Annotated in this window: 26 protein-coding genes and 1 other RNA gene; 19 read left to right on the forward strand and 8 right to left on the reverse strand. The window is 60.3% G+C overall.

Annotated features, from left to right (window positions below):
* Positions 1-72 precede the first annotated feature (72 nt).
* Positions 73-510 (reverse strand): Z-ring associated ZapG family protein, encoded by a 438-nt coding sequence (locus tag PSAKL28_RS04620; protein WP_038607167.1) that lies wholly within the window; start codon positions 508-510, stop codon positions 73-75.
* Positions 511-648: 138 nt separating this feature from the next.
* Between PSAKL28_RS04620 and PSAKL28_RS04625 the strand changes: the two genes are divergently transcribed.
* The 3 genes from PSAKL28_RS04625 to zapE all read left to right on the forward strand — a co-directional run bounded on the left by PSAKL28_RS04625 (position 649) and on the right by zapE (position 3,835).
* The gene (locus tag PSAKL28_RS04625; protein ID WP_038607170.1) at positions 649-1,284 is read left to right on the forward strand and encodes an alpha/beta hydrolase; all 636 of its coding nucleotides are present in this window, start codon (positions 649-651) and stop codon (positions 1,282-1,284) included.
* 24 nt (positions 1,285-1,308) lie between these two features.
* Positions 1,309-2,658 (forward strand): tryptophan--tRNA ligase, encoded by a 1,350-nt coding sequence (locus tag PSAKL28_RS04630; RefSeq protein ID WP_038607173.1) that lies wholly within the window; start codon positions 1,309-1,311, stop codon positions 2,656-2,658.
* A gap of 82 nt (positions 2,659-2,740) precedes the next feature.
* Entirely contained in the window at positions 2,741-3,835 is a 1,095-nt protein-coding gene (gene zapE / locus PSAKL28_RS04635; RefSeq protein ID WP_038607176.1) for a cell division protein ZapE, read from the forward strand.
* A 66-nt stretch (positions 3,836-3,901) separates the two neighbouring features.
* On the opposite strand, the gene PSAKL28_RS04640 is transcribed toward zapE, so the two are convergent.
* Together PSAKL28_RS04640 and PSAKL28_RS04645 are read right to left on the reverse strand one after the other, a co-directional pair.
* Complete coding sequence (locus tag PSAKL28_RS04640; protein WP_167335136.1) at positions 3,902-4,798, reverse strand: GlxA family transcriptional regulator; 897 nt, start codon at positions 4,796-4,798, stop codon at positions 3,902-3,904.
* 279 nt (positions 4,799-5,077) lie between these two features.
* The gene (locus PSAKL28_RS04645; protein ID WP_038607179.1) at positions 5,078-6,118 is read right to left on the reverse strand and encodes an NADP(H)-dependent aldo-keto reductase; all 1,041 of its coding nucleotides are present in this window, start codon (positions 6,116-6,118) and stop codon (positions 5,078-5,080) included.
* A 250-nt stretch (positions 6,119-6,368) separates the two neighbouring features.
* Between PSAKL28_RS04645 and rplM the strand changes: the two genes are divergently transcribed.
* The 7 genes from rplM (at position 6,369) to PSAKL28_RS04680 (ending at position 11,257) form a co-directional block, all read left to right on the forward strand.
* A complete protein-coding gene (rplM, locus tag PSAKL28_RS04650) occupies positions 6,369-6,797 on the forward strand; it encodes a 50S ribosomal protein L13 (RefSeq protein WP_038607182.1) in 429 nt (142 codons plus the stop codon).
* Positions 6,798-6,811: 14 nt separating this feature from the next.
* The gene (gene rpsI / locus PSAKL28_RS04655) at positions 6,812-7,204 is read left to right on the forward strand and encodes a 30S ribosomal protein S9 (protein WP_038607185.1); all 393 of its coding nucleotides are present in this window, start codon (positions 6,812-6,814) and stop codon (positions 7,202-7,204) included.
* A 285-nt stretch (positions 7,205-7,489) separates the two neighbouring features.
* Entirely contained in the window at positions 7,490-8,083 is a 594-nt protein-coding gene (gene petA, locus PSAKL28_RS04660; RefSeq protein ID WP_028943272.1) for a ubiquinol-cytochrome c reductase iron-sulfur subunit, read from the forward strand.
* Positions 8,083-9,294 (forward strand): cytochrome b, encoded by a 1,212-nt coding sequence (locus PSAKL28_RS04665; RefSeq protein WP_038607190.1) that lies wholly within the window; start codon positions 8,083-8,085, stop codon positions 9,292-9,294. Before petA ends, PSAKL28_RS04665 begins: the two co-directional genes overlap by 1 nt.
* Positions 9,294-10,073 carry a cytochrome c1 gene (locus PSAKL28_RS04670; protein ID WP_038607192.1) on the forward strand — a complete coding sequence of 260 codons (780 nt, stop codon included), beginning with the start codon at positions 9,294-9,296 and terminating at the stop codon, positions 10,071-10,073. The genes PSAKL28_RS04665 and PSAKL28_RS04670 overlap by 1 nt, the downstream gene beginning before the upstream one ends.
* 117 nt (positions 10,074-10,190) lie before the next feature.
* Positions 10,191-10,808, forward strand: a complete 618-nt coding sequence (locus PSAKL28_RS04675; protein ID WP_038607195.1) for a glutathione S-transferase N-terminal domain-containing protein — start codon at positions 10,191-10,193, stop codon at positions 10,806-10,808.
* Between the two features lie 17 nt (positions 10,809-10,825).
* On the forward strand, positions 10,826-11,257 hold the full coding sequence (locus tag PSAKL28_RS04680) for a ClpXP protease specificity-enhancing factor (RefSeq protein WP_038607198.1): 432 nt from the start codon (positions 10,826-10,828) through the stop codon (positions 11,255-11,257).
* 49 nt (positions 11,258-11,306) lie between these two features.
* Here PSAKL28_RS04680 and PSAKL28_RS04685 read toward each other — a convergent pair whose 3' ends face one another.
* The 5 genes from PSAKL28_RS04685 to PSAKL28_RS04705 all read right to left on the reverse strand — a co-directional run bounded on the left by PSAKL28_RS04685 (position 11,307) and on the right by PSAKL28_RS04705 (position 15,098).
* Positions 11,307-11,525: a YgdI/YgdR family lipoprotein gene (locus PSAKL28_RS04685; protein ID WP_038607200.1), complete on the reverse strand. Its 219-nt coding sequence runs from the start codon at positions 11,523-11,525 to the stop codon at positions 11,307-11,309.
* 78 nt (positions 11,526-11,603) lie between these two features.
* Positions 11,604-12,182, reverse strand: coding sequence for a BON domain-containing protein (locus tag PSAKL28_RS04690; protein ID WP_038607203.1), 579 nt, complete (start codon positions 12,180-12,182; stop codon positions 11,604-11,606).
* Complete coding sequence (locus tag PSAKL28_RS04695; protein WP_038607206.1) at positions 12,179-12,772, reverse strand: phosphoheptose isomerase; 594 nt, start codon at positions 12,770-12,772, stop codon at positions 12,179-12,181. The genes PSAKL28_RS04690 and PSAKL28_RS04695 overlap by 4 nt, the downstream gene beginning before the upstream one ends.
* 134 nt (positions 12,773-12,906) lie before the next feature.
* Positions 12,907-13,278, reverse strand: coding sequence for a YraN family protein (locus PSAKL28_RS04700; RefSeq protein ID WP_038607209.1), 372 nt, complete (start codon positions 13,276-13,278; stop codon positions 12,907-12,909).
* Positions 13,278-15,098: a penicillin-binding protein activator gene (locus PSAKL28_RS04705; protein WP_038607211.1), complete on the reverse strand. Its 1,821-nt coding sequence runs from the start codon at positions 15,096-15,098 to the stop codon at positions 13,278-13,280. Before PSAKL28_RS04705 ends, PSAKL28_RS04700 begins: the two co-directional genes overlap by 1 nt.
* Before the next feature lie 186 nt (positions 15,099-15,284).
* Here PSAKL28_RS04705 and rsmI point away from each other — a divergent pair, with 186 nt between their 5' ends.
* The 9 genes from rsmI to mraY all read left to right on the forward strand — a co-directional run bounded on the left by rsmI (position 15,285) and on the right by mraY (position 24,225).
* Positions 15,285-16,160 (forward strand): 16S rRNA (cytidine(1402)-2'-O)-methyltransferase, encoded by an 876-nt coding sequence (gene rsmI / locus PSAKL28_RS04710; protein ID WP_038607214.1) that lies wholly within the window; start codon positions 15,285-15,287, stop codon positions 16,158-16,160.
* Between the two features lie 67 nt (positions 16,161-16,227).
* Positions 16,228-16,587, forward strand: an RNA gene (gene rnpB, locus PSAKL28_RS26585) — RNase P RNA component class A.
* A gap of 310 nt (positions 16,588-16,897) precedes the next feature.
* Positions 16,898-17,353 carry a division/cell wall cluster transcriptional repressor MraZ gene (mraZ, locus tag PSAKL28_RS04715; protein WP_010220775.1) on the forward strand — a complete coding sequence of 152 codons (456 nt, stop codon included), beginning with the start codon at positions 16,898-16,900 and terminating at the stop codon, positions 17,351-17,353.
* Positions 17,350-18,297, forward strand: coding sequence for a 16S rRNA (cytosine(1402)-N(4))-methyltransferase RsmH (gene rsmH, locus PSAKL28_RS04720; RefSeq protein ID WP_038607217.1), 948 nt, complete (start codon positions 17,350-17,352; stop codon positions 18,295-18,297). Before mraZ ends, rsmH begins: the two co-directional genes overlap by 4 nt.
* Positions 18,294-18,587 (forward strand): cell division protein FtsL, encoded by a 294-nt coding sequence (ftsL, locus tag PSAKL28_RS04725; protein ID WP_028943284.1) that lies wholly within the window; start codon positions 18,294-18,296, stop codon positions 18,585-18,587. Before rsmH ends, ftsL begins: the two co-directional genes overlap by 4 nt.
* Positions 18,587-20,320, forward strand: a complete 1,734-nt coding sequence (locus PSAKL28_RS04730; RefSeq protein WP_167335137.1) for a peptidoglycan D,D-transpeptidase FtsI family protein — start codon at positions 18,587-18,589, stop codon at positions 20,318-20,320. Before ftsL ends, PSAKL28_RS04730 begins: the two co-directional genes overlap by 1 nt.
* Positions 20,320-21,783 carry a UDP-N-acetylmuramoyl-L-alanyl-D-glutamate--2,6-diaminopimelate ligase gene (locus PSAKL28_RS04735; RefSeq protein WP_038607223.1) on the forward strand — a complete coding sequence of 488 codons (1,464 nt, stop codon included), beginning with the start codon at positions 20,320-20,322 and terminating at the stop codon, positions 21,781-21,783. The genes PSAKL28_RS04730 and PSAKL28_RS04735 overlap by 1 nt, the downstream gene beginning before the upstream one ends.
* Entirely contained in the window at positions 21,776-23,143 is a 1,368-nt protein-coding gene (locus PSAKL28_RS04740; protein WP_038607226.1) for a UDP-N-acetylmuramoyl-tripeptide--D-alanyl-D-alanine ligase, read from the forward strand. Before PSAKL28_RS04735 ends, PSAKL28_RS04740 begins: the two co-directional genes overlap by 8 nt.
* Positions 23,143-24,225 (forward strand): phospho-N-acetylmuramoyl-pentapeptide-transferase, encoded by a 1,083-nt coding sequence (gene mraY, locus PSAKL28_RS04745; RefSeq protein ID WP_038607228.1) that lies wholly within the window; start codon positions 23,143-23,145, stop codon positions 24,223-24,225. Before PSAKL28_RS04740 ends, mraY begins: the two co-directional genes overlap by 1 nt.
* Positions 24,226-24,230: the final 5 nt, after the last annotated feature.

Raw genomic sequence — 24,230 nt, forward strand, 5'->3', positions numbered from 1 at the left:
GAGCGGGCTTGCCCCGCGATAGGCCATACAGACGCCGCAATAAAAAGCCCCGCCAATCGGCGGGGCTTTTTGTCAGTTACGCTTGAGCCCGTAATGCTCATCGAGCATGCCCGGTGCGTTCGGCGCTTTCGGCGCGTAGTCACGCGGTACTTCGGTATCCTTTGGTGGTGTCAGGCGATCACGCGGGGCCTGTACGGCTTCCGAGTGCAGAGAGGCCAGCAGGCGCTGGCGGGTCAGTTCGTCCAGGGCCAGGCGGTTGGCGCCATCGGCCAGGTGGTCCTGAACTTCCTGATAACTTTGGGTCAGTTTCTTGACCAGCGCAGCCGTACTGTTGAAGTGAGTAACCACCTCGTTCTGGTAGCTGTCGAAACGTTCCTGGATATCATCCAGCTGGCGCTGAGTGCTGCTCGGGGCGGCATTGGGCAGCAGGCGGGCGACCAGGAAACCAACGACAACGCCCACGACGAGGGCCAGGGTCGGCAACAACCAAACTAAGAGCGAGAGTTCCACGAGTCCTTCCTCTATAAACGGCTTTGCTTTACGTTAACGGCTCGGACCTGCGCTGTATACCGCGAACGATCGCAAATATCTCAGACAGAATCATTCAGCTAGACGAGTCGACCCTTTCCGAGGTCACGGAGTTTATCCTTGCTTATCCGCGAAACCCCCGTATTCATCGATGGCCCGGTCGGCCAACTGGAAGCCTTGTACCTTGATGTTGCCGACGCCCGTGGCGTGGTGTTGCTGTGTCACCCTAACCCGGTGCAGGGCGGGACCATGACCAACAAGGTGGTGTCGATGCTGCAGCGCACCGCCCGCGATGCCGGTTACATTACCCTGCGTTTCAACTACCGTGGCGTCGGCGCCAGCGCTGGCAGCCATGACATGGGCAGCGGTGAAGTGGACGATGCCCAGGCGGCAGCGACCTGGTTGCTGGAAAAGCATCCACAGCTGCCCCTGACCCTGATGGGGTTTTCATTCGGCGGCTTCGTTGCGGCCAGCCTCGGCGGGCGTCTGGAAGCACAGGGCATCAAGCTCAAGCACCTGTTCATGGTTGCACCAGCGGTCATGCGCTTGCAGGATCACGACACCTTGCCACAAGCCTGCGCGCTGAGCGTGATCCAGCCGGAAACCGACGAAGTGATCGATCCGCAGCTCGTCTACGACTGGTCCGACGCACTCACACGCCCCCATGAGCTGCTGAAAGTGGCAGAATGCGGACACTTTTTCCATGGCAAGCTCACCGACCTCAAGGAACTGGTGCTGCCGCGCCTTTCGAATTGATACAAGCCTGATAAGCGATTACCCATGACTACGCGCATCCTTACCGGTATCACCACCACGGGCACGCCTCACCTGGGCAACTATGCCGGTGCCATCCGCCCGGCGATCCTCGCCAGCCGTGAGCCAGGTGTCGACTCGTTCTACTTCCTCGCCGACTACCACGCCCTGATCAAATGCGATGACCCGCAGCGCATCCAGCGCTCGCGTCTGGAAATCGCCGCGACCTGGCTGGCCGGTGGCCTGGACCCTGAGCGCGTGACCTTCTACCGTCAGTCCGATATCCCGGAAATCCCCGAGCTGACCTGGCTGCTGACCTGCGTGGCGGCCAAGGGCCTGCTCAACCGCGCGCATGCCTACAAGGCCTCGGTGGACAAGAACCTGGAAAACGGTGAAGACCCGGATGCCGGCATCAGCATGGGCCTGTACAGCTACCCGGTCCTGATGGCCGCCGACATTCTGATGTTCAACGCCAACAAGGTGCCGGTCGGCCGCGACCAGATCCAGCACGTGGAAATGGCCCGTGATATCGGCCAGCGCTTCAACCACCTGTTCGGCCAGGGCAAGGAATTCTTTGCCATGCCCGAAGCGCTGATCGAAGAAAGCGTGGCGACGCTGCCGGGCCTGGACGGTCGCAAGATGTCCAAGAGCTACGACAACACCATTCCGTTGTTCACCAGTGCCAAGGACATGAAGGATGCGATTTCGCGCATCGTCACCGACTCCCGCGCTCCGGGCGAAGCCAAGGACCCGGACAATTCGCACCTGTTCACCCTGTTCCAGGCTTTCGCCACCCCGGCACAAGCCGACGAGTTCCGCAGCGAGCTGCTGCAGGGGCTGGGTTGGGGCGAAGCCAAGCAGCGTCTGTTCCAGCTGCTCGATGGCCAGTTGAGCGAGCCGCGCGAGCGCTACCACCAACTGATCAGCCGTCCGGCAGACCTGGAAGACATCTTGCTGGCCGGTGCGCAGAAAGCCCGCAAGGTGGCCACTCCGTTCCTCGAGCAACTGCGTGAAGCGGTGGGTCTGCGCTCGTTCCGCAGCATTGAGCAGGGTACTGCCCAGGTCAAGAAGAAGGCCGCCAAGGCCGCACGCTTTGTGAGCTTCCGTGAAGACGATGGCAGTTTCCGTTTCCGTCTGCTGGCGGCCGACGGTGAGCAACTGCTGCTCTCGCGCAACTTCGCCGACGGCAAGACCGCAGGTGCGGTGAGCAAGCAACTGCAGCAAGGCGGCGAGCTGGACGTACGCACTGAAGGCCTGGGCTTCAGCCTGTGGCTGGAAGGCGAGTGCGTTGCCGACGGGCCGCAGCTGGCCGACGAAGCGGCACGCGATGCCGCGATCGAGAGCCTGCGCGCTGCCTTGCAACCGCAGCAGGACTGAACAGTCTGACGCAAGTCTGATTGCCATTATCCAGGGCCGTCGCTACAGTGACGGCCCGTTTTTGTTACCTTGCTAACGAATTATGACGCCCCTAGAACGATACCAAGCAGATCTGAAACGTCCCGAATTCTTCCATGATGCGGCGCAGGAAACTGCAGTGCGTCATCTGCAGCGCCTGTACGACGATCTGATCGCGGCGCAGAACAACAAGCCGGGTGTGTTCGGCAAGCTGTTCGGCAAGAAGGAGCAGGCACCGGTCAAGGGCTTGTACTTCTGGGGTGGGGTAGGGCGCGGCAAGACCTATCTGGTCGATACATTCTTCGAGGCACTGCCGTTCAAGCAGAAGGTGCGTACGCACTTCCACCGCTTCATGAAGCGCGTGCACGAAGAAATGAAAACCCTCAAGGGTGAGAAGAACCCGCTGACGGTCATTGCCAAGCGTTTCTCCGATGAGGCGCGGGTGATCTGCTTCGACGAGTTCTTCGTTTCGGATATTACCGACGCGATGATCCTCGGCACCCTGATGGAGGAGCTGTTCAAGAACGGTGTGACCCTGGTGGCCACTTCCAACATCGTCCCGGATGGTCTGTACAAGGACGGTCTGCAGCGTGCGCGCTTCCTGCCGGCCATCGCCCTGATCAAGCAGAACACCGAGATCGTCAACGTCGACAGCGGCGTCGACTATCGCTTGCGTCATCTGGAGCAAGCCGAGCTGTTCCACTTCCCGCTGGACGAAGCGGCTCACGAAAGCCTGCGCAAGAGCTTCCGCGCGCTGACGCCTGAGTGCACCCAGGCGGTGGAAAACGACGTACTGATGATCGAAAACCGCGAGATTCGCGCGTTGCGCACCTGTGACGACGTGGCCTGGTTCGACTTCCGTGAACTGTGCGACGGCCCGCGTAGCCAGAACGACTACATCGAACTCGGCAAGATTTTCCATGCCGTGCTGCTCAGCGACGTCGAGCAGATGAGTGTGGCCACTGACGATATCGCCCGGCGCTTCATCAACATGGTCGACGAGTTCTATGACCGCAACGTCAAGCTGATCATCTCGGCCGAGGTTGAGCTCAAGGATTTGTACACCGGGGGTCGCCTGACCTTTGAATTCCAGCGCACACTTAGCCGTTTGCTGGAAATGCAGTCCCACGAATTCCTGGCGCGCGCGCACAAGCCTTGATCGATCGCGGGGCAAGCCCGCTCCCACCGGGATAGGTGGGAGCGGGCTTGCCCCGCGATAAGGCCCTCAAGCTTCCTGCATGAACTGCTGCCGATACTGGTTCGGCGACAACTCCGTGTGTTGCCTGAACAGGCGCGCAAAGAAACTCGCATCGTCATAGCCGACCTCATAACTGATGGTCTTGATGCTCTTGCGCGTGCCTGACAATAAGCCCTTGGCCGTCTCGATCCGTAGCCGTTGCAGGTAGTGCAGCGGCTTGTCGCCGGTCGCCGTCTGAAAGCGGCGCATGAAGTTGCGAATGCTCATGCCATGGTTGCGTGCCACGTCTTCGAAGCGGAACTTGTCGGCAAAGTGCTCTTCAAGCCACTGCTGGATCTGCAGGATGATCAGGTCCTGGTGCAGTTTCTGTCCGCCAAAGCCCATGCGCCCGGGGGTGTAGTTGCGCTGCACCTCGTAAAGGATGTCGCGGGCGACCGCCTGGGCGACGTTGGCGCCGCAGAAGCGTTCGATCAGATAGATGTACAGGTCGCAGGCCGAGGTGGTGCCGCCGGCGCAGTAGAGGTTGTCGGCGTCGGTCAGGTGCTTGTCCTGATTCAGGCTGACCTTGGGGAAGCGTTCGGCGAACTGGTTGAAGAAGCGCCAGTAAGTGGTCGCCTCCTTGCCATCGAGCAAGCCGGACTCGGCCAGCCAGAACACGCCACTGGCCTCGCCACAGAGCACGGCGCCGCGCGCGTGCTGCTCGCGCAGCCAGGGCAGGACCTGGGGATAGCGCTGGCAGAGGGCATCGAAATCGTCCCAGAAGGCCGGCAGGATGATTACATCGGCCTGCTCCAGGCCACTGTCCACCGGTAGCAGGACGTCGCTGAACGTGCGCACAGGCTGCCCGTCAGGGCTGACCAGGCGGGTTTCGAACATCGGTTGCAAGCCCAGGCCCAGTTGCTTGCCATAGCGCAGGCTGGCCAGGTGGAAGAAGTCCTTGGCCTGCATCACTGTCGAAGCAAAGACGTTATCGATGGCCAGGATACTGACGCGCCGCAAGGACGCGGTGGGTTGGGTAAACATCATTTTCGTTATTCTTATAGGGTAGAGTGGTCAATCACCGGCTGGATCGTCTTATTTTTTGGCCGTTGTGTCTACCCTTGGATCTTGTGGACAGTGGGAGCGGGCTTGCCCCGCGATGCGATTTGACTGACACGCCGCAATCGCGGGGCAAGCCCGCTCCCACAAGGCCTCCCACAAGTCTTATGGGGCCGGGTTGGGCTGGTCCTGGTGGATGGCTTCGATAGCTGCCAGCAGTTCGTCAGAGAGCTTGAGGTCGAGGCTGGCGAGGTTGCTGTCAAGTTGCTCCAGAGTGGTTGCACCGATGATGTTGCTGGTCACGAATGGCTGGCGGGTGACAAACGCCAGGGCCATCTGTGCCGGGTCCAGGCCATGCTCGCGGGCAAGCTGCACGTAGCGGCTGCAGGCGGCGACGGTCTGCGGGTTGGAGTAGCGGGAGAAGCGGCTGAACAGGGTCAGGCGACCCTTGGCGGGGCGCGCACCGTTCTCGTACTTGCCTGAGAGCATGCCGAAGGCCAGCGGCGAGTAGGCCAGCAAGCCGCACTGCTCGCGAATGGCAATCTCCGCCAGGCCCACTTCGAAACTGCGATTGAGCAGGTTGTAAGGGTTCTGGATTGATACGGCGCGGCTCCAGCCCCGGCTTTCGGCGAGCTGCAGGAACTTCATGGTGCCCCAGGGTGTTTCGTTGGACAGGCCGATATGGCGGATCTTGCCGGCCTTGACCTGCTCGTCGAGCACTTCCAGGGTTTCTTCCAGCGGCGTGAAGTGATCCTGGGGCAGGTGCTGGTAACCCAGCTTGCCGAAGAAGTTGGTGCTGCGTTCCGGCCAGTGCAACTGGTAAAGGTCGATCCAGTCGGTCTGCAGGCGCTTGAGGCTGGCGTCCAGGGCGGCGACGATGTGCTGGCGGTTGTGCTTGAGCTGGCCGTCGCGAATGTGGCTGATGCCATTGCCCGGGCCGGCCACCTTGCTGGCCAGGATCCACTCGGCACGATCACCGCGGGCCTTGAACCAGTTGCCGATGATGCGCTCGGTGGCGGCGTAGGTTTCCGGGCGCGGCGGTACCGGATACATCTCGGCGGTATCGATGAAATTGATCCCGGCAGCCTTGGCGCGTTCGATCTGGGTGAACGCCTCGGCCTGGTCATTCTGCTCGCCCCAGGTCATGGTGCCCAGGCATAAGGTGCTGACGTTGAGGTCGGTGCGGCCCAGCTGGCGATGGTCCATCGGCTTCTCCCTGGCAAAAGAAGCATAAAAGCAGGTTGAATTTTTTTTCGCAATCTGGATAATTCAGCCCCTCTCGGTGTGGTGGGAGTGATGCCCCGCTCACAGAAGAACCCTGCCGAATATTGGACGCGCTGACCCGAGCCCCCGATAGCGTCCGTGTGCGGCTGTGTCCTTGACTTGTCAAGGTGCGCACTATCCAGTAAGATCCGCCGTCTTATTTTCGCTTGGGCGGCCCCTGAGGCTATAAAGAATGAAAACTTTTACTGCTAAACCGGAAACAGTAAAGCGCGACTGGTTCGTAGTTGACGCCGCTGGTCAGACCCTGGGTCGTCTGGCTACCGAAATCGCTAGCCGTCTGCGTGGCAAGCACAAACCAGAATACACTCCTCACGTTGACACCGGCGACTACATCGTCGTCATCAACGCCGAGCAGATCCGTGTCACTGGTGCCAAGACTTCGGACAAAATGTACTACTCCCACTCCGGCTTCCCGGGCGGTATCAAGGAAATCAACTTCGAGAAGTTGATCGCCAAGGCCCCTGAGCGCGTGATCGAGACCGCGGTTAAAGGCATGCTGCCTAAAAACCCACTGGGTCGCGACATGTACCGTAAGCTGAAAGTCTATGCGGGCGCTACTCACCCTCATACTGCTCAGCAGCCCCAAGAACTGAAGATTTAACGGAATAGTTCATTATGTCGGCGACTCAAAATTACGGCACTGGCCGTCGCAAGACCGCAACCGCTCGCGTTTTCCTGCGTCCTGGTACCGGTAACATCTCCATCAACAACCGTTCTCTGGACGTGTTCTTCGGTCGTGAAACCGCGCGCATGGTAGTACGCCAGCCGCTGGAACTGACCGAGACCACCGAGAAGTTCGACATCTACGTCACCGTTATCGGTGGTGGTGTCAGCGGCCAGGCCGGTGCGATCCGTCACGGTATCACCCGTGCACTGATGGACTACGACGAAACCCTGCGTAGCGCCCTGCGCAAAGCTGGCTTCGTTACCCGCGACGCTCGTGAAGTTGAGCGTAAGAAAGTGGGTCTGCGTAAAGCACGTAAGCGTCCTCAGTACTCCAAGCGTTAATTTCGCTTCGGCGTTCAAAAAAAAGCCCGGTTCCTGGTGGAACCGGGCTTTTTTTATGTCTTGAATAACTATGCTGTTCTTTACTGTGACAACTTGCCGCATAGACGCAGGTCAAGAGCTACAAGGGATTGCGCCTTGGTCGCGGGCTAATCACCTTGTCAGAGAAGGGTCTTTTCATTACCATGCGGCAAATTTTTAGCAGTTCAGCAAATGTTTTTAGCAGGTCAGAAATTACTTAGTAGATGCCTGTTGTAACAGGCCATAAAGCTGATGGGAGAGGACTGAATGAGCAATGACGGCGTCAATGCAGGCCGGCGTCGCTTCCTCGTAGCAGCCACATCTGTTGTGGGTGCTGCAGGAGCGGTGGGGGCTGCGGTCCCGTTTGTGGGGTCATGGTTCCCCAGTGCCAAGGCGAAAGCCGCAGGTGCACCGGTGAAGGTCAATATCGCCAAAGTTGAGCCAGGCCAGCAGATGATTGCTGAATGGCGTGGTCAGCCGGTCTTCATCGTCCGCCGCACCGAAGAGATCCTTGGCAACCTCAAGAAGATCACCGGCGACCTCTCCGACCCTGAGTCCAAGGCATCGGTTCAACCGACCTACGTCAACCCGGAAAACCGTGCGATCAAGCCGGAGATCCTGGTGTTGGTCGGCTTGTGCACCCACCTGGGCTGCTCACCGACCTTCCGTCCTGAAGTCGCCCCGGTCGACCTGGGTCCCAAGTGGGTCGGCGGTTACTTCTGCCCGTGCCACGGTTCCCACTACGACCTGGCTGGCCGCGTCTACAAGTCCCAGCCGGCGCCGCTCAATCTGCCAGTGCCGCCGCACTCTTATGAGTCGGACGACATCATTGTCGTCGGCGTCGATCAGGAGAACGCGTGATGAGTAAGTTCATGGATTGGGTTGACGCCCGCTTCCCCGCGACCAAGATGTGGGAAGACCATCTCAGCAAGTATTACGCACCGAAGAACTTCAACTTCTTCTACTTTTTCGGCTCCCTGGCACTGCTGGTGCTGGTCAACCAGATCGTCACTGGCGTCTGGCTGACCATGAGCTTCACGCCGTCGGCCGAAGAGGCATTCGCCTCGGTCGAGTACATCATGCGTGACGTCGAGTACGGCTGGATCCTGCGTTATCTGCACTCCACCGGCGCTTCGGCGTTCTTCATTGTCGTCTACCTGCACATGTTCCGCGGTCTGCTGTACGGCTCGTACCAGAAGCCGCGTGAGCTGGTCTGGGTGTTCGGCATGCTGATCTACCTGGCGCTGATGGCCGAAGCCTTCATGGGCTACCTGCTGCCATGGGGCCAGATGTCGTACTGGGGTGCCCAGGTGATCATCTCGCTGTTCGGTGCGATTCCGGTGATCGGCGATGACCTGACCCAGTGGATCCGTGGTGACTACCTGATTTCCGGTATCACCCTGAACCGCTTCTTCGCCCTGCACGTTGTGGCCCTGCCGATCGTGATTCTCGGCCTGGTGGTGCTGCACATCCTGGCGCTGCACGAAGTGGGTTCGAACAACCCGGATGGCGTCGATATCAAGAAGCACAAGGACGAGAACGGTGTGCCGCTCGATGGCATCGCCTTCCACCCTTACTACACCGTCAAGGATATCGTCGGCGTCGTCGTGTTCCTCTTCGTGTTCTGTGCGGTGGTGTTCTTCTTCCCGGAAATGGGCGGTTATTTCCTGGAAAAACCGAACTTCGAGCAGGCTAACGCCTTCAAGACCCCTGAGCACATTGCCCCGGTCTGGTACTTCACTCCGTTCTACGCGATCCTGCGGGCGGTTCCGGACAAGCTCCTCGGCGTTATCGCCATGGGCGCCGCGATTGCCGTGCTGTTCGTCCTGCCATGGCTCGACCGCAGTCCGGTCAAGTCCATGCGCTACAAAGGCTGGATGAGCAAAGCGTGGCTGGTGGTGTTCTGCATCTCGTTCGTGATCCTCGGCGTGCTCGGCGTACTGGCACCAACCCCGGGCCGCACGCTGCTGTCGCAGGTATGCACCTTCCTGTATTTCGCCTACTTCCTTCTGATGCCGTTCTACACCCGGCTCGAGAAGACCAAACCGGTTCCGGAAAGGGTGACTGGCTGATGAAAAAGCTATTTGCAGTATTGATTCTGGCAGTGATGCCCTCATTGACCTTCGCGGCCGGAACCGGCGTGGTACTGGACAAGGTTGATATCGATCTGACCGACAAGGCCGCCATGCAGGACGGTGCGCGCACCTTTGCCAACTATTGCATGGGTTGCCACAGCGCCAAGTTCCAGCGCTATGAGCGGGTGGCTGACGACCTGGGTATCCCTCACGAGCTGATGCTCGAGAAGCTGGTGTTCACCGGTGCCAAGATTGGCGACCACATGAAGATCGGCATGAAGCCTGAAGACGCCAAGACCTGGTTTGGCGCCGCGCCGCCTGACCTGACCCTGGTTGCCCGGGTGCGTGGCACCGACTGGCTGTACAGCTACCTGCGCAGCTTCTACGAAGACAAGTCGCGTCCGTACGGGGTGAACAACAAGATTTTCCCGAACGTCGGCATGCCTAACGTGCTGGTCGGCCTGCAAGGCAACCAGGTCATTGGCTGCAAACAGGTGCAGACTGTCGTCGACGGCAAGAAGCAATTCGACCCGCTGACAGGGTCGCCATTGACCCATGAAGCATGTGACCAGCTGACCGTGGAGCCGAAATCCGGTACCCTGACCGCAGAGCAGTTCGACGAGAAGGTCAAGAACCTGGTGACCTTCCTGGCCTATTCGGCCAACCCGGTCAAACTGGAAAGTCAGCGCATCGGTACTTACGTGCTGCTGTACCTGGCCTTCTTCTTCATATTCGCTTATCTGCTCAAGCGCGAATACTGGAAGGACGTGCACTGATCACGCAGTAGTTTCTGGTAGTTGAACGCGCCCTGGGGGGCCTCTGGATAACGGAGGTTCCCGCAGGGCGCGTTTGCATTTGCAGCTTCTATAATTTCATCTGCGAGGAGGACCACTATGGGCGTGACCAACCGGTTAGCCTGCTACTCCGACCCCGCTGACCATTATTCTCATCGGGTGCGCATCGTTCTCGCCGAGAAGGGTGTCAGCGTCGAGATCATCAATGTCGATCCCGGACGCTTGCCGCCCAAGCTGGTCGAAGTGAACCCCTATGGCGGCGTGCCGACCCTGGTCGATCGTGACCTGGCGCTGTACGAGTCGACGGTGGTGATGGAATACCTCGACGAACGTTACCCGCACCCGCCGTTGTTGCCGGTTTATCCGGTGGCCCGGGCCAACAGCCGGCTGTTGATTCATCGTATCCAGCGCGACTGGTGTGCGCTGGTTGACCTGATCCTCGATCCGCGCAGCAAGGAAGCCGCTCGCGTCCAGGCCCGTAAAGAATTGCGTGAAAGCCTGACCGGCGTGTCGCCATTGTTTGCCGACAAGCCGTGTTTCCTCAGTGAGGAGCAAAGTCTGGTTGATTGTTGTCTACTGCCCATACTCTGGCGCTTGCCAGTGTTGGGTATTGAACTGCCGCGGCCGGCCAAGCCGTTGCTCGATTACATGGAGCGACAGTTTGCCCGCGAAGCTTTCCAGGCAAGCCTGTCCGCTGCTGAACGTGAAATGCGCTAGGTTTTAAGGAGCTGTCGATGAACTCCAGTCGCCCCTATTTGGTACGTGCACTCTATGAGTGGATCGTGGATAACGACTGCACCCCGCACATGCTGGTCAACGCCGAGTACCCAAAGGTGCAGGTGCCCCAGGGCTTCGCCAGTGATGGTCAGATCGTCCTGAACATCTCACCCAGTGCCGTACGTCACCTGCACATGGATAACGACGCTGTGAGCTTCGAGGGGCGCTTTGGTGGCGTTGCTCATACCCTGTTCGTGCCTGCGGGTGCGATTCTCGGTATTTATGCCCGGGAAAATGGCCAGGGCATGGTCTTCGAGCTTGAGCCGCCGGTGTTTGACGACGAAGAAGAGGAAGACGACGACATCGTTGAGCCGGATGACGATGGCCCGCCTACTGGAGGCCAGCCGCCACGGCCAAGTGGGCGTCCGAGCCTGAAGGTAGTGAAGTAACAAAAAAGGCGATCCTGGTGGATCGCCTTTTTTGTATGCGTAATTCTCGTTACATCTCGGTGATGGTGCGAACCTGGTCCTTGTTGACGCGGGTCACTTTGCCATCCAGCTGTTCGAACTCGTAGAAGCCGGAGCTGCGCTCAAAGCGAGGGGCATCGACTGCCTGGAACTCGCGGCCGTCGTTGAGGGTGATCAGGCTAGGGCTGGAGCAGCCGGCCAGGGTGGCAAAGGCGCCGATCAGAAGGGTCGACAGCAGGCCGTTTTTCATGGGGATTTCCTTGGGAGTTATCGCGGGGCAAGCCCGCTCCCACTGTAGGAGCGGGCTTGCCCCGCGATGGATTTTAAATCAGTCGATGTACTCGAACAGCTTGACGATCTTCTGCACGCCCGACACGCCCTGCACCAGGTTGGTGGCGCGGGTGGCTTCCTGTTGGGTCAGCAGGCCGAGCATGTAAACAATGCCGTTCTCGGTGATCACCTTGATGCGCGAACCGGGAATGCTGCTGTCGGTGAGCATCTGCGCCTTGATCTTGGTGGTCAGCCAGGCGTCGTTGTTGCGCGCCAGGATCGAGGAGGGCGGCAGTACCTGCAGTTCGTTATGTACCTTTTTCACCCGCTGGACCTGGCCTGCGGCTTGTTCGGCCATGCTCTTGAGGTCGGCGCGCGGGGTTTGCCCGGCGAGCAGGACGATACCGTTGAAGCTGCTGACAACGATGTGCGAGTTCTTGTCCAGATCAGGACTTGCCTTGGCAACGTTGACCGCTACCTTGGTCTCGATCAGCGAGTCATCGATCTTGCTGCCGAAGGTGCGGGTGCCGCGGTCATCTTCGATCGGCTTGTCGCGGGTGGCGGTGAGAACCGAGCTGCAGCCGCTAAGGCTCAGGCACAGGGTCAGGGCCATCAGGCCGATGCGTTTAGGGGTCATTCTTCACTCCCGAACAATTGGCTGTCGATCAGATCGCAGAGGCAGTGGATCGCCAGCAGGTGGACTTCCTGGATACGTGCGGTGACATTGGCCGGAACGCGAATCTCGACGTCTTCAGGCAACAGCAGCGAGGCCATGCCGCCGCCGTCGCGTCCGGTCAGAGCTACGATAATCATTTCGCGATCATGTGCGGCCTGGATCGCCTGAATTATGTTTGCCGAGTTACCGCTGGTCGAAATTGCCAGCAGAACGTCACCGGGTTGACCCAGGGCGCGGATCTGCTTGGAGAAAATTTCGTTGTAGCTGTAGTCGTTGGCAATCGAGGTGATGGTCGAGCTGTCAGTGGTCAGGGCGATGGCTGGCAGGCTCGGGCGTTCACGCTCGAAGCGGTTGAGCAGTTCGGAGGAGAAGTGCTGGGCATCGCCGGCCGAGCCGCCGTTGCCGCAGGCGAGCATCTTGCCCTCGTTGAGCAGCGCGTTGACCATGACCTGACTGGCTTGCTCGATGTGCGGTGCAAGGACTTCCATCGCCTGTTGCTTGGTGTTGATGCTGGCCTGGAAAAGCTGGCGAATTCGGGATTGCATGTCCATCAGTGAGACCTTAAGTAGGGCGGCTGGCCGGGCGTGTCGGGAGTGTACAGAAAAGGTCCCGGCACATGACTGTGCAGCCCGCGAAGCAAAGAGCAAAAAAGTTGTAAGGGTAAACGTGCAGGGTCGGGGCGGGCTCAGCATCCAAAGGCGTTTTTCAGCCATTGCAGCGCTTGGCCCGAGTGGCCTCTGCCTTGCACGGCGATCACATCGAAACGGCAGGGATGGTTGGCCCAGCGTGTTTCCTTGTGCAGAAAAGACTCGGCGGCGAGCACCAGTTTGTCCTGCTTGCGCCCGTCGATACTGCCGAGCGCGCCGCCAAAGTCCGCATGCAACCGATAGCGAACTTCGACGAATACTACTGTATCGCTGTCGAGCATGACCAGATCAAGCTCGCCACCTTTGCATCGCCAGTTCTGCGCCAACAGGCGCAGGCCTTGCCCTTGAAGGTACTCAAGGGCGTGCCGCTCGGCGGCCTGGCCTGCGTGTTGGCGTGAACTGTCGGGCATCAGCGTGGGGTGTCAGGCAGGCGTACGATCTGTCCGCCAGAGAACTCGGCCCACGGCAACTGACGCTCGATGCGCTGGTTCGGGTTCATGCTCAGGCTGCCGGAGAAGCCTTCGATACGGTTGTCCGGCAGCGCCTTGAGCTGGCCCAGGCGTGGCGCCAGGCTGTAGGCGTCGATACCCATGGCGTACAGGCGGCCGAGGCTGCCGTTGGCTTGTGGCCACTGGCTGACGACCTGCTGGCGCAGGGCGTTGTTGGTGTCGAGCAGCCACGGGGTTTCGCAGAAGCGGATGCCGTTCATGTCGTTGTACTGGTTGACGTCACCGCTGGCGCTGTACAAGTGCGAAGTGGCATAGACCGGCACGTCACCCGCGTACTGGAAGTTCAGGGTCGGCTTGATCTGCTGGCCTTGCTGCGGCGTGGCGGCGAGGAAGATGAAGTCGATGTCCTGACGACGTGACGGCTGCGCCGAGACGTTGCCGCCGACGGTGTTCTGCAGGCTCTTGGCGCGGCCTTCGCTCTGGCGCAGCTGGAACAGATCGGCGATCTGCTGGGCCAGCGCTACCGGCTGGTCAACGTGCTCGGCGGCAAGCAGGGTGCCGCCCTTGGCTTCCCAGTCCTGGCGGAATGCCTTGAGGACGCGATCGCCCCATTCGCCGCGAGGGACCAGGGCCACGGCGCGAACCATGCCATCGGCGTGGGCGCGGCGCGAGACTTCGCGGGCTTCGTCTTCGGCGGCCAGGCCGAACTGGAACAGTTGCGCCGGGCCGCTTTGGCCGGCATCGCTGTAGTTCAGGGCCAGAGTGGTGATTGGCAGTTGCGGGCGTGCGGCCAGTTGCTTGACCAGTGGTTTTTCCAGCGGGCCAACAACCAGTTGCACACCGGCGGCCTGGGCCTGGCGGTAGAAGTCATCCAGTGAGGTAATGCGCGAGCTGTCGAATATTTCGACCGCAGGTGGCTTCTGTCCGGCTTGCTGGGCCTGGAAGTGCGCAGCCATGAAGCCGTCGCGCAGGGCGCGGGCAACACCGGCCAGCTGACCTTCTTGTGGCAGCAGCAGGGCAATCTTGGTCAGCGGCTGGCTGGCCATTTCCTTGAGCTTGACCAGCGCCAGTGGCAATTGCAGGGCGGCCGGGTGCTCAGGGTGCTGGCTGCGCCAGGTCTCGATGGCGGCCTGTTGCTGTTCCAGGGTGCCGGCGCTTTTTACTGCCAGGGCCAGGCTGGCCCAGCCGGCGAGGGTGCTATCGCCGGTGCTGGCGCTTTGCAGTTGATCGCTGGGCAGGGCTGCAACCAGGTTCCAGATGGCATTCTGGTTGTCGCTGGCGGCGTTACCGCTGAGCAGCGGCGCCAGGTCGACACGGGCTTGCGCGGCGGCCAGGCTCTGGCCATTGGCTTCCAGCACCTTGGCCTGAACGCTGCGAGTGCGGCGCTGCTGTTCGTCCGGTAGTTCACCCAGGCGTGCCAGGCTTGGATGGCTCAGGGCGGTCAGCGCGGCTTTGGGCTGGTTGCGGCTCATGGCCAGTTCCGCGCTCAGCGTGCTGGCGAAGATCTGTTGGGCCGGTTTGAGTTGCTCGACCGGTACCTGCTCGAGAATGTGCGCGGCGCGCACGTTGTCTTTTTGCTGGTAAGCCAGGTCGGCCGCGCTCAGGCGCAGCAGGGCGGCCTCTTCTGGTGTCTTGCTGGTGGTGGCCTGTTCAAGCAGTTGCTCGATGCTGGCGTCCGGGGTGCGCGGCAGTTCGCCGAGGCTCGACGAAGGCGAGCTGGCGCAGGCTGCCAGCAGGGCGGCGAGGCAAAGGGCTGTGAACAGCCGCAGGCAAGCGATCATGTAAGGGTCCTGTTACTCGATCAAATTAACTGGCAATTGTACCCAAGCACTGGCCGGGGCGCGATGTTGCTGGCGTTAATCCTTCAATATAGGTGCTGGAACGTGCCTTGCAGGCTGTGCAGGTTACGCATTGTTGCCGTCAGTCGGGCTACAATGGCGCTTTGTTCAACACGACAGGTGTGTGCTGTGACTGATGTTCCAGGGGCTTCCCATTCCACTGCTGGCACGCTTTACGTGGTGGCCACGCCCATCGGCAACCTGGATGACATGAGCGCGCGGGCGCTGAAGGTACTCAGCGATGTGGCCCTGATCGCCGCGGAAGACACGCGTCATTCCATTCGTTTATTGCAACACTTCGGTATCAATACACCCTTGGCGGCCTGTCACGAGCACAACGAGCGGGAAGAGGGCAGTCGCTTTCTCACGCGTCTGCTGGCTGGCGATAACGTCGCGCTGATCTCCGATGCCGGTACGCCGTTGATTTCGGACCCTGGTTATCACCTGGTGCGCCAAGCGCGTGCCGCTGGGGTCGCAGTAGTGCCGGTGCCCGGTGCCTGTGCCTTGATTGCAGCCCTGTCGGCTGCGGGTCTGCCGTCTGATCGCTTCATCTTTGAAGGCTTTCTGCCGGCCAAGGCGGTCGGACGCAAGGCGCGCCTGAGTCAGGTCAAGGAAGAGCCGCGTACCCTGATCTTCTACGAGGCGCCGCACCGGATTCTCGAATGCCTGCAGGATATGGAGGCAGTGTTTGGTGCCGAGCGTCCCGCCCTGCTGGCGCGCGAACTGACCAAGACCTTTGAAACCCTCAAGGGGTTGCCGCTGGGCGAGTTGCGTGCTTTTGTCGAAGCAGACAGTAATCAGCAGCGCGGTGAATGTGTGGTGCTGGTAGCTGGCTGGACTGCACCGGAAGATGAGCAGGCCGTGAGCAGCGAAGCCATGCGCGTGCTCGACCTGCTGCTGGCAGAGATGCCGCTCAAGCGGGCCGCAGCGCTGGCGGCGGAAATTACCGGCGTGCGCAAGAATGTGTTGTATCAGGCGGCTCTGGAAAAACAGAAAGACAAATAGTGGCTTGGTGCTACGATTTGTTTTATCGCTTGTTCTTGAGCGTCTCTGCCGTTAACCTTTGCGGCGGAGAGTCGATCGGACAGTCGCTGCCTTCTTTTGTTCCGCAAAAGAGGGGGGAGGAAAGTCCGGGCTCCATAGGGCAGAGTGCCAGGTAACGCCTGGGAGGCGCGAGCCTACGGAAAGTGCCACAGAAAACAACCGCCTAAGCACTTCGGTGCCGGTAAGGGTGAAAAGGTGCGGTAAGAGCGCACCGCACGACTGGCAACAGTTCGTGGCTAGGTAAACCCCACTCGGAGCAAGACCAAATAGGGTTCCATATGGCGCGGCCCGCGTTGGAACCGGGTAGGTTGCTAGAGGCGTCCAGTGATGGCCGTCGTAGAGGAATGACTGTCCTCGACAAAACCCGGCTTACAGATCGACTCTCCACCTCTTCCCCCTCCTGCTTGAATCGATAGCAGATGTGTCTTGGTAATACCAAAAAAATCTTACTCTTAATAAATCACTTTAACTTCGGGCTCTATTTGCCTGAGTGAGTTTGATTTTTTTTGTCAAAAACCTCTCCGATTTGTCCTTTCATCTTCCTTCCATGCGCTAAATCTCCGATCTGTAAGGGATTTCCTTATAAGCGTGCCTTGACGGTGTGGTAGGCGGATTCCTATAGTGTGCGCAAGTGGCAGAAAGTGGCATGAAGTGGGTTTTCTGATCACAAAAAAGCTAACAAGTGGGGAATCGCAGCCGTGTTCCGCGGAGCCAACGCTATCAACCTCGACGCAAAGGGCCGTCTCGCAATGCCGAGCCGGTACCGTGACGAGCTCGATTCGCGTAGTTCCGGGCAGTTGATCGTGACTATCGATGCAGTAGACCCCTGCTTGTGTGTATACCCGCTCGATGAGTGGGAACTGATTGAAGCCAAGTTACGCGCCTTGCCGTCATTGCGTGAAGAGAACCGTCGCCTGCAGCGTTTGCTGATCGGCAATGCGGTGGATCTGGAGCTTGATGGCAGTGGTCGTTTCTTGGTGCCTCCACGTTTGCGCGAATACGCCAAGCTCGACAAGAAGGCGATGCTGGTGGGGCAACTGAACAAATTTCAGCTGTGGGACGAGGACGCCTGGAACGCAGTTTCGGCAGCCGACCTTGCAGCTATCCAACAACCGGGCGCCATGCCTGATGAACTGCGTGATTTGATCCTGTGACTATAGATAGCGGCTTTAACCACATCACCGTACTGCTTGACGAAGCCGTCGAGGCTCTCGCCGTACGCGCCGATGGCTGCTATCTGGATGGCACTTTCGGGCGCGGCGGGCACAGCCGCTTGATACTCAGCAAGCTCGGGCCGCAAGGACGGTTGCTGGGTTTTGACAAAGATCCTCAAGCGATTGCCACCGGGCAAGCGCTGGCGGCCGAAGACGGCCGCTTTGTTATTGTGCAGCGCAGTTTTGCCGAGCTGGGTGATGAAGTTGCGCAGCGCGGCCTGGCCGGTAAAGTCAGCGGCATTTTGATGGACCTGGGCGTTTCTTCGCCACAGCTCGATGATCCGGAGCGCGGTTTCAGCTTTCTCAACGACGGCCCGCTGGATATGCGCATGGATCCGTCGCGCGGCATCAGCGCTGCCGAGTTTATCGCCACCGCCCCGGCCGAAGAGATCGCCCGGGTGTTCAAGGAATATGGCGAAGAGCGTTTTGCCAAGCGCATGGCCAATGCTGTTGTGGCGCGCCGCGAAATCCAGCCTTTTGAACGCACTGCCGACCTGGCTGAAGTGCTCAAGGTTGCCAACCCTGCCTGGGAAAAGGGCAAGAACCCGGCAACCCGTGCCTTCCAGGGGCTGCGCATTCACGTCAATAACGAACTGGGTGACCTGGAAGCCGGTCTGGAAGCCGCGCTCGAGGCCCTGGAAGTCGGCGGTCGTCTGGTGGTGATCAGCTTCCATTCCCTGGAAGACCGCATCGTCAAATTGTTCATGCGCAAGCTGGTCAAGGGCGAAGCCGACAACCTGCCACGCAACCTGCCTGTACAGCACAAGCATTTCGAGCCGAAGATCAAGCTGATCGGCAAGGCGCAATTCGCCTCCGAAGCCGAGCTCAAGGCCAACCCACGTTCGCGCAGTGCCGTTATGCGCGTTGCCGAGAAACTGCGGTGAGCCGCTTGTTCGCCAAGCCTTTGCCAGGCGGAAGCTTCCTGATGCTTCTGCTGTTCATTGCCGTGCTCGTTTCTTCGGTGGCGGTGTCGTACAGCGCGCACTGGAACCGTCAGTTGCTCAACACCCTTTACGGCGAACTCAGCGAGCGCGACAAGGCCCAGGCCGAGTGGGGCCGGTTGATCCTTGAGCAAAGCACCTGGACCGCGCACAGCCGCATCGAGAACCTGGCCAGCGAACAACTGAAGATGCGCATTCCGGCCGCCGACGAAGTACGGATGGTGGCGCCATGATGAAACTCGAAGGCGCACTCTACCCGTGGCGGTTTCGCGTGGTCATCGCCTTGCTGGCCGTCATGGTCGGTGCGATTGCCTGGCGCATCATCGACCTGCAGGTGGTTGACCGTGACTTCCTTAAGGGTCAGGGTGATGCCCGCAGCTTGCGCCATATCCCGATTCCTGCACACCGCGGGCTCATCACCGACCGCAACGGTGAACCGCTGGCGGTCAGTACCCCGGTCACCACCCTGTGGGCCAACCCCAAGGAAATGCAGGCTTACAAGGAACGCTGGCCGGCCCTGGCCGCAGCGCTCAAGCAAAACCCACAGCAGCTGACCCAGCGCCTGGAGCAACAGGCCAACAAAGAATTCATTTATCTGGTCCGCGGCCTGACCCCGGAACAGGGGCAGGTGGTACTTGATCTGAAGGTTCCTGGTGTCTACGGCATCGAGGAATTTCGTCGTTTCTACCCGGCCGGCGATGTTGCCGCGCACATGGTCGGCTTTACCGACCTCGATGACCACGGTCGCGAAGGGGTGGAGCTGGCCTATGATGAGTGGCTGGCCGGCGTGCCCGGCAAGCGCCAGGTCATCAAGGACCGGCGTGGCCGGCTGATCAAAGACATCCAGGTAACCAAAAACGCCAAGGCCGGAAAGACCTTGGCGTTGTCCATCGACCTGCGCCTGCAATACCTGGCGACCCGTGAGCTGCGCAACGCGATTGCCGAGCAGGAAGCCAAGGCCGGTAGCCTGGTGATTCTCGATGTGAAAACCGGTGAAGTGCTGGCCATGGTCAACCAGCCCACCTACAACCCCAACAACCGCCGCAGCATGTTCCCGGCCGCGATGCGTAACCGCGCGATCATCGACGTGTTCGAGCCCGGCTCCACGGTCAAGCCGCTGTCGATGAGTGCTGCGCTGCAGAGCGGGCGCTGGAAGCCGACCGACAAGGTCGAGGTTTATCCAGGCACCTTGCAACTGGGGCGTTACACCATTCGTGACGTGTCCAAGAGCGAAGGCCCGATCCTCGACCTGACCGGCATTCTGATCAACTCCAGTAACGTCGGCATGAGCAAGATCGCCTTCGATATCGGCGGCGAATCCATTTACCGGGTGATGTCCCAGCTCGGTCTGGGCCAGTACACCGGCCTGGGGTTCCCGGGTGAGCGGGTCGGTAACCTGCCGAACCATCGTGAGTGGCGCAAGGCGGAAACCGCGACCCTGTCCTACGGCTACGGCCTGTCGGTGACCGCGCTGCAGCTGGTGCATGCCTACGCTGCGCTGGCCAACGACGGCAAGATGGTGCCGTTGAGCATCCTCAAGGTCGACAAAACCCCGGAATCCACCCAGGTGGTGCCGGTAGAAGTGGCCAAGACCATCCAGGGCATGGTCCAGCAGGTTATCGAAGCGCCGCGCGGCGTGTTCCGTGCTCAGGTGCCGTTCTATCACGTCGGTGGCAAGAGTGGTACGGCGCGTAAAGCCACGATCGGCTCCAAGGGTTACACCGAAAATTCCTACCGCTCGCTGTTTGCCGGATTCGGCCCGATGAGCGACCCGCGTTATGCCGTGGTGGTGGTCATCGACGAGCCGAGCAAAGGCGGCTACTTCGGTGGTCTGGTCTCGGCGCCGGTGTTCAGCAAGGTCATGTCCGGCACGTTGCGTCTGATGAACATTCCGCCGGATAACCTTCCGCCGCCGGTTCCACAGCAGCAGGTTGATGCTGCGACCGCCAAAGGAGGGCGCGGTTAATGACAATGCCATTGAGTAAGCTTTTCGCCCAGGCCAGCCGCGATCCGTTGATTCGCGAGCTGACTCTGGACAGCCGTAAAGTCCGTCCGGGTGACCTGTTCCTGGCGGTCCCCGGAGCGCAGGTCGATGGTCGCGAGCACATTGCCGATGCGCTCAAGCGTGGCGCGGCAGCTGTGGCCTATGAAGCGCAAGGCACGACCGTGTTGCCGATTACCGAAGTGCCGCTGATTCCGGTCAAGGGCCTGATTGCCCAGTTGTCGGATATTGCCGGGCGCTTTTATGGCGAGCCGAGCCGTCAGCTGGATCTGGTCGGTGTCACTGGTACCAACGGCAAGACCAGCGTCACTCAGCTGGTGGCCCAGGCCCTGGACAAACTCGGTCAGCGCTGTGGCCTGATCGGCACCCTGGGCACGGGATTCTATGGCGAACTGCAAAGCGGTCGCCTGACCACGCCGGATCCGATTGCCGTGCAGGCGACCTTGAATGATCTGAAGAAGGGCGGGGCGAAAGCCGTCGCCATGGAAGTTTCTTCCCACGCCCTGGATCAGGGCCGGGTTGCGGCGCTGGAATTCGACATCGCGGTAATGACCAACCTGTCGCGTGATCACCTGGACTACCACGGCAGCATGCAGGCCTACGAAGACGCCAAGGCGCGTCTGTTCGCCTGGCCGAACCTTCGTTGCCGGGTGGTCAATCTAGATGATGACTTCGGTCGTCGGCTGGCGGCCGAGAAGGGCGAGTCGCGACTGATTAGCTACAGCCTCAAGGACAGCGCCGCTTCGCTGTACTGCCGCGAAGCGCATTTTGACGATGATGGTGTGCGTGCAGTGATCGTCACTGCCCAAGGCGAGCATTCCTTGCGCAGCCGCCTGCTTGGCCGCTTCAACCTGAGCAACATGCTGGCGGCGGTCGGAACCCTGATGGCGCTGGACTATGCGCTGGATGAAATTCTCGCCGTCACCCCTGCGCTGGAAGGCCCGATCGGCCGTATGCAGCGCCTGGGCGGTGGCAGCAAACCGCTGGTGGTGGTCGATTACGCCCACACTCCTGATGCCCTGGAGCAAGTACTTCAAGCCCTGCGCCCGCACGCCAAAGGACAGCTCCTGTGCCTGTTCGGCTGCGGTGGCGATCGTGATCGTGGCAAGCGTCCGTTGATGGCCGAAGTGGCCGAGCGCCTTGCCGACCGTGTGCTGGTCACTGACGACAACCCACGTAGCGAAGACCCGCAGCAGATCTTTGCTGATATCCGTCCAGGTTTCGCCAAGGCCGACGCGGTCGAGTTCGTCGCCGGGCGTGGTACTGCCATTGCCCAGTTGATTGCCAGCGCCGGTGTTGATGATGTCATCGTCCTGGCTGGCAAAGGCCACGAGGACTATCAGGAAATCAACGGTCAGCGTCACGACTTTTCCGACCTGGTCGAAGCTGAGAAAGCGCTCGCAGTCTGGGAGGCCCCTCATGCTTAAGCCTTTGACCCTCAGCCAGTTGACCGCGCCGCTGCAAGGCCGCCTGCTGGGTGCTGATGCCAGCTTCAGTGGCGTCAGCATCGACAGTCGCGCAATCGTTGCCGGGCAACTGTTTGTCGCCTTGGCCGGTCCGCGTTTTGACGGTCACGATTACCTCAATGAAGTACAGGCCAAGGGCGCTGTTGCTGCTCTGGTCGAACGAGAAGTGCCAGGCTCCAGCCTGCCGCAGTTGCTGGTTGCCGATTGCCGCCAGGCCTTGGGCCAGTTGGGTGCGCTGAACCGTGCCGCGTTCGACAAGCCTGTCGCCGCCATCACCGGCTCCAGCGGCAAGACCACGGTCAAGGAAATGCTCGCCAGCATCCTGCGCACCCGCGGTCCGGTCCTGGCCACGCGTGGCAACCTGAACAACGACCTCGGCGCCCCGCTGACGCTGCTCGAAATTGCCCCGGAACACACCGCGGCGGTCATCGAGCTGGGTGCCTCGCGCATTGGCGAGATTGCCTACACCGTTGCTCTGACCAAGCCACAAGTGGCGTTGATCAACAATGCCGGCACTGCGCATGTCGGCGAGTTCGGCGGCCCGGAGAAGATTGTCGAAGCCAAGGGCGAGATCCTCGAAGGTTTGGGTCAGGATGGCGTGGCAGTATTGAACCTTGATGACAAGGCCTTCGGCATCTGGAAACAGCGCGCCGGTAATCGCCAAGTGCTGACTTTCGCGTTGAACAACGCTAGCGCAGATTTCCATGCCGCTGATCTCGCTCAGGATGAGCGCGGTTGCCCGTCTTTCGACCTGCACAGTCCATTGGGTGTGGCGCGGGTCCAGCTCAATCTGCTCGGTACCCATAACGTCAGCAACGCGCTGGCCGCTGCTGCCGCCGCACATGCCTTTGGTCTGACGCTGGACGGAATCGTCCAGGGCTTGAATACCGTGCAACCGGTCAAGGGCCGCACTGTCGTGCAGATGGCGCCGAACGGCGTGCGGGTGATTGACGACACTTACAATGCAAACCCCACCTCCATGTGCGCTGCCGTTGATATACTCGCCGGCTTTTCCGGACGCACCGTCCTGGTGCTCGGGGATATCGGCGAATTGGGCCAGTGGGCTGAGGAAGGGCATCGGCAGGTAGGCGACTACGCCAAAGATAAAGTATCGGCGCTGTATGCGGTGGGGCCGAACATGGCTCACGCAGTGGCAGCGTTTGGCGCCAATGCCCGACATTTCGCTAATCAAGCTGACCTGATCGACGCCGTTCGCGGCGAGCAGGCCACCAACACCACTATTTTGATCAAGGGTTCGCGCAGCGCTGCGATGGAAAACGTCGTGGCGGCTTTGTGCGGTTCCAGCGGGGAGAAACATTAATGCTGCTGCTGCTGGCTGAGTATCTGCAACAGTTCTACAAAGGCTTCGCGGTCTTTCAGTACCTGTCCCTGCGCGGGATTCTGGGTGTACTGACCGCGTTGTCGCTGGCCCTGTGGTTGGGCCCCTGGATGATTCGTACCCTGCAGATTCGCCAGATCGGTCAAGCGGTTCGTAACGACGGCCCGCAATCGCACCTGTCCAAATCCGGCACCCCGACCATGGGCGGTGCGCTGATACTTTCGGCTATCGGTATCAGCACCTTGCTGTGGGCCGACCTGAGCAACCGTTATGTCTGGGTAGTGTTGATCGTTACCTTGCTGTTCGGCGCCATCGGCTGGGTCGATGACTACCGCAAGGTGATCGAGAAGAACTCGCGTGGCCTGCCAAGCCGCTGGAAGTATTTCTGGCAGTCGGTGTTCGGCCTGGGCGCGGCGATCTTCCTGTACATGACTGCTCCGAGCAGCGTCGAAACCTCGCTGATCGTACCGATGCTCAAGGATGTCACCATCCCGCTGGGTATCGGTTTCGTGGTGCTGACCTACTTCGTCATCGTCGGTTCGAGCAACGCGGTGAACCTGACTGACGGCCTCGACGGCCTGGCGATCATGCCAACGGTCATGGTCGGCGGCGCCCTGGGTATCTTCTGCTACCTGTCGGGCAACGTGAAATTCGCCGAATACCTGCTGATTCCTTACGTGCCGGGCGCCGGTGAGCTGATCGTATTCTGCGGCGCACTGATCGGTGCCGGTCTGGGCTTCCTCTGGTTCAACACCTATCCGGCCCAAGTGTTCATGGGCGACGTCGGTGCCCTGGCACTGGGTGCGGCGCTGGGCACCATCGCGGTCATCGTTCGTCAGGAAATCGTCCTGTTCATCATGGGCGGCGTGTTCGTCATGGAGACCCTGTCGGTAGTGATCCAGGTGGCTTCGTTCAAGCTGACCGGCAAGCGTGTGTTCCGCATGGCCCCGATCCACCACCACTTTGAACTCAAGGGTTGGCCCGAGCCGCGGGTGATTGTCCGTTTCTGGATTATCACCGTGATTCTGGTGCTGATCGGCCTTGCCACCCTGAAACTGAGGTAGAAACG

The organism is Pseudomonas alkylphenolica (assembly GCF_000746525.1).
Taxonomy (GTDB): domain Bacteria; phylum Pseudomonadota; class Gammaproteobacteria; order Pseudomonadales; family Pseudomonadaceae; genus Aquipseudomonas; species Aquipseudomonas alkylphenolica.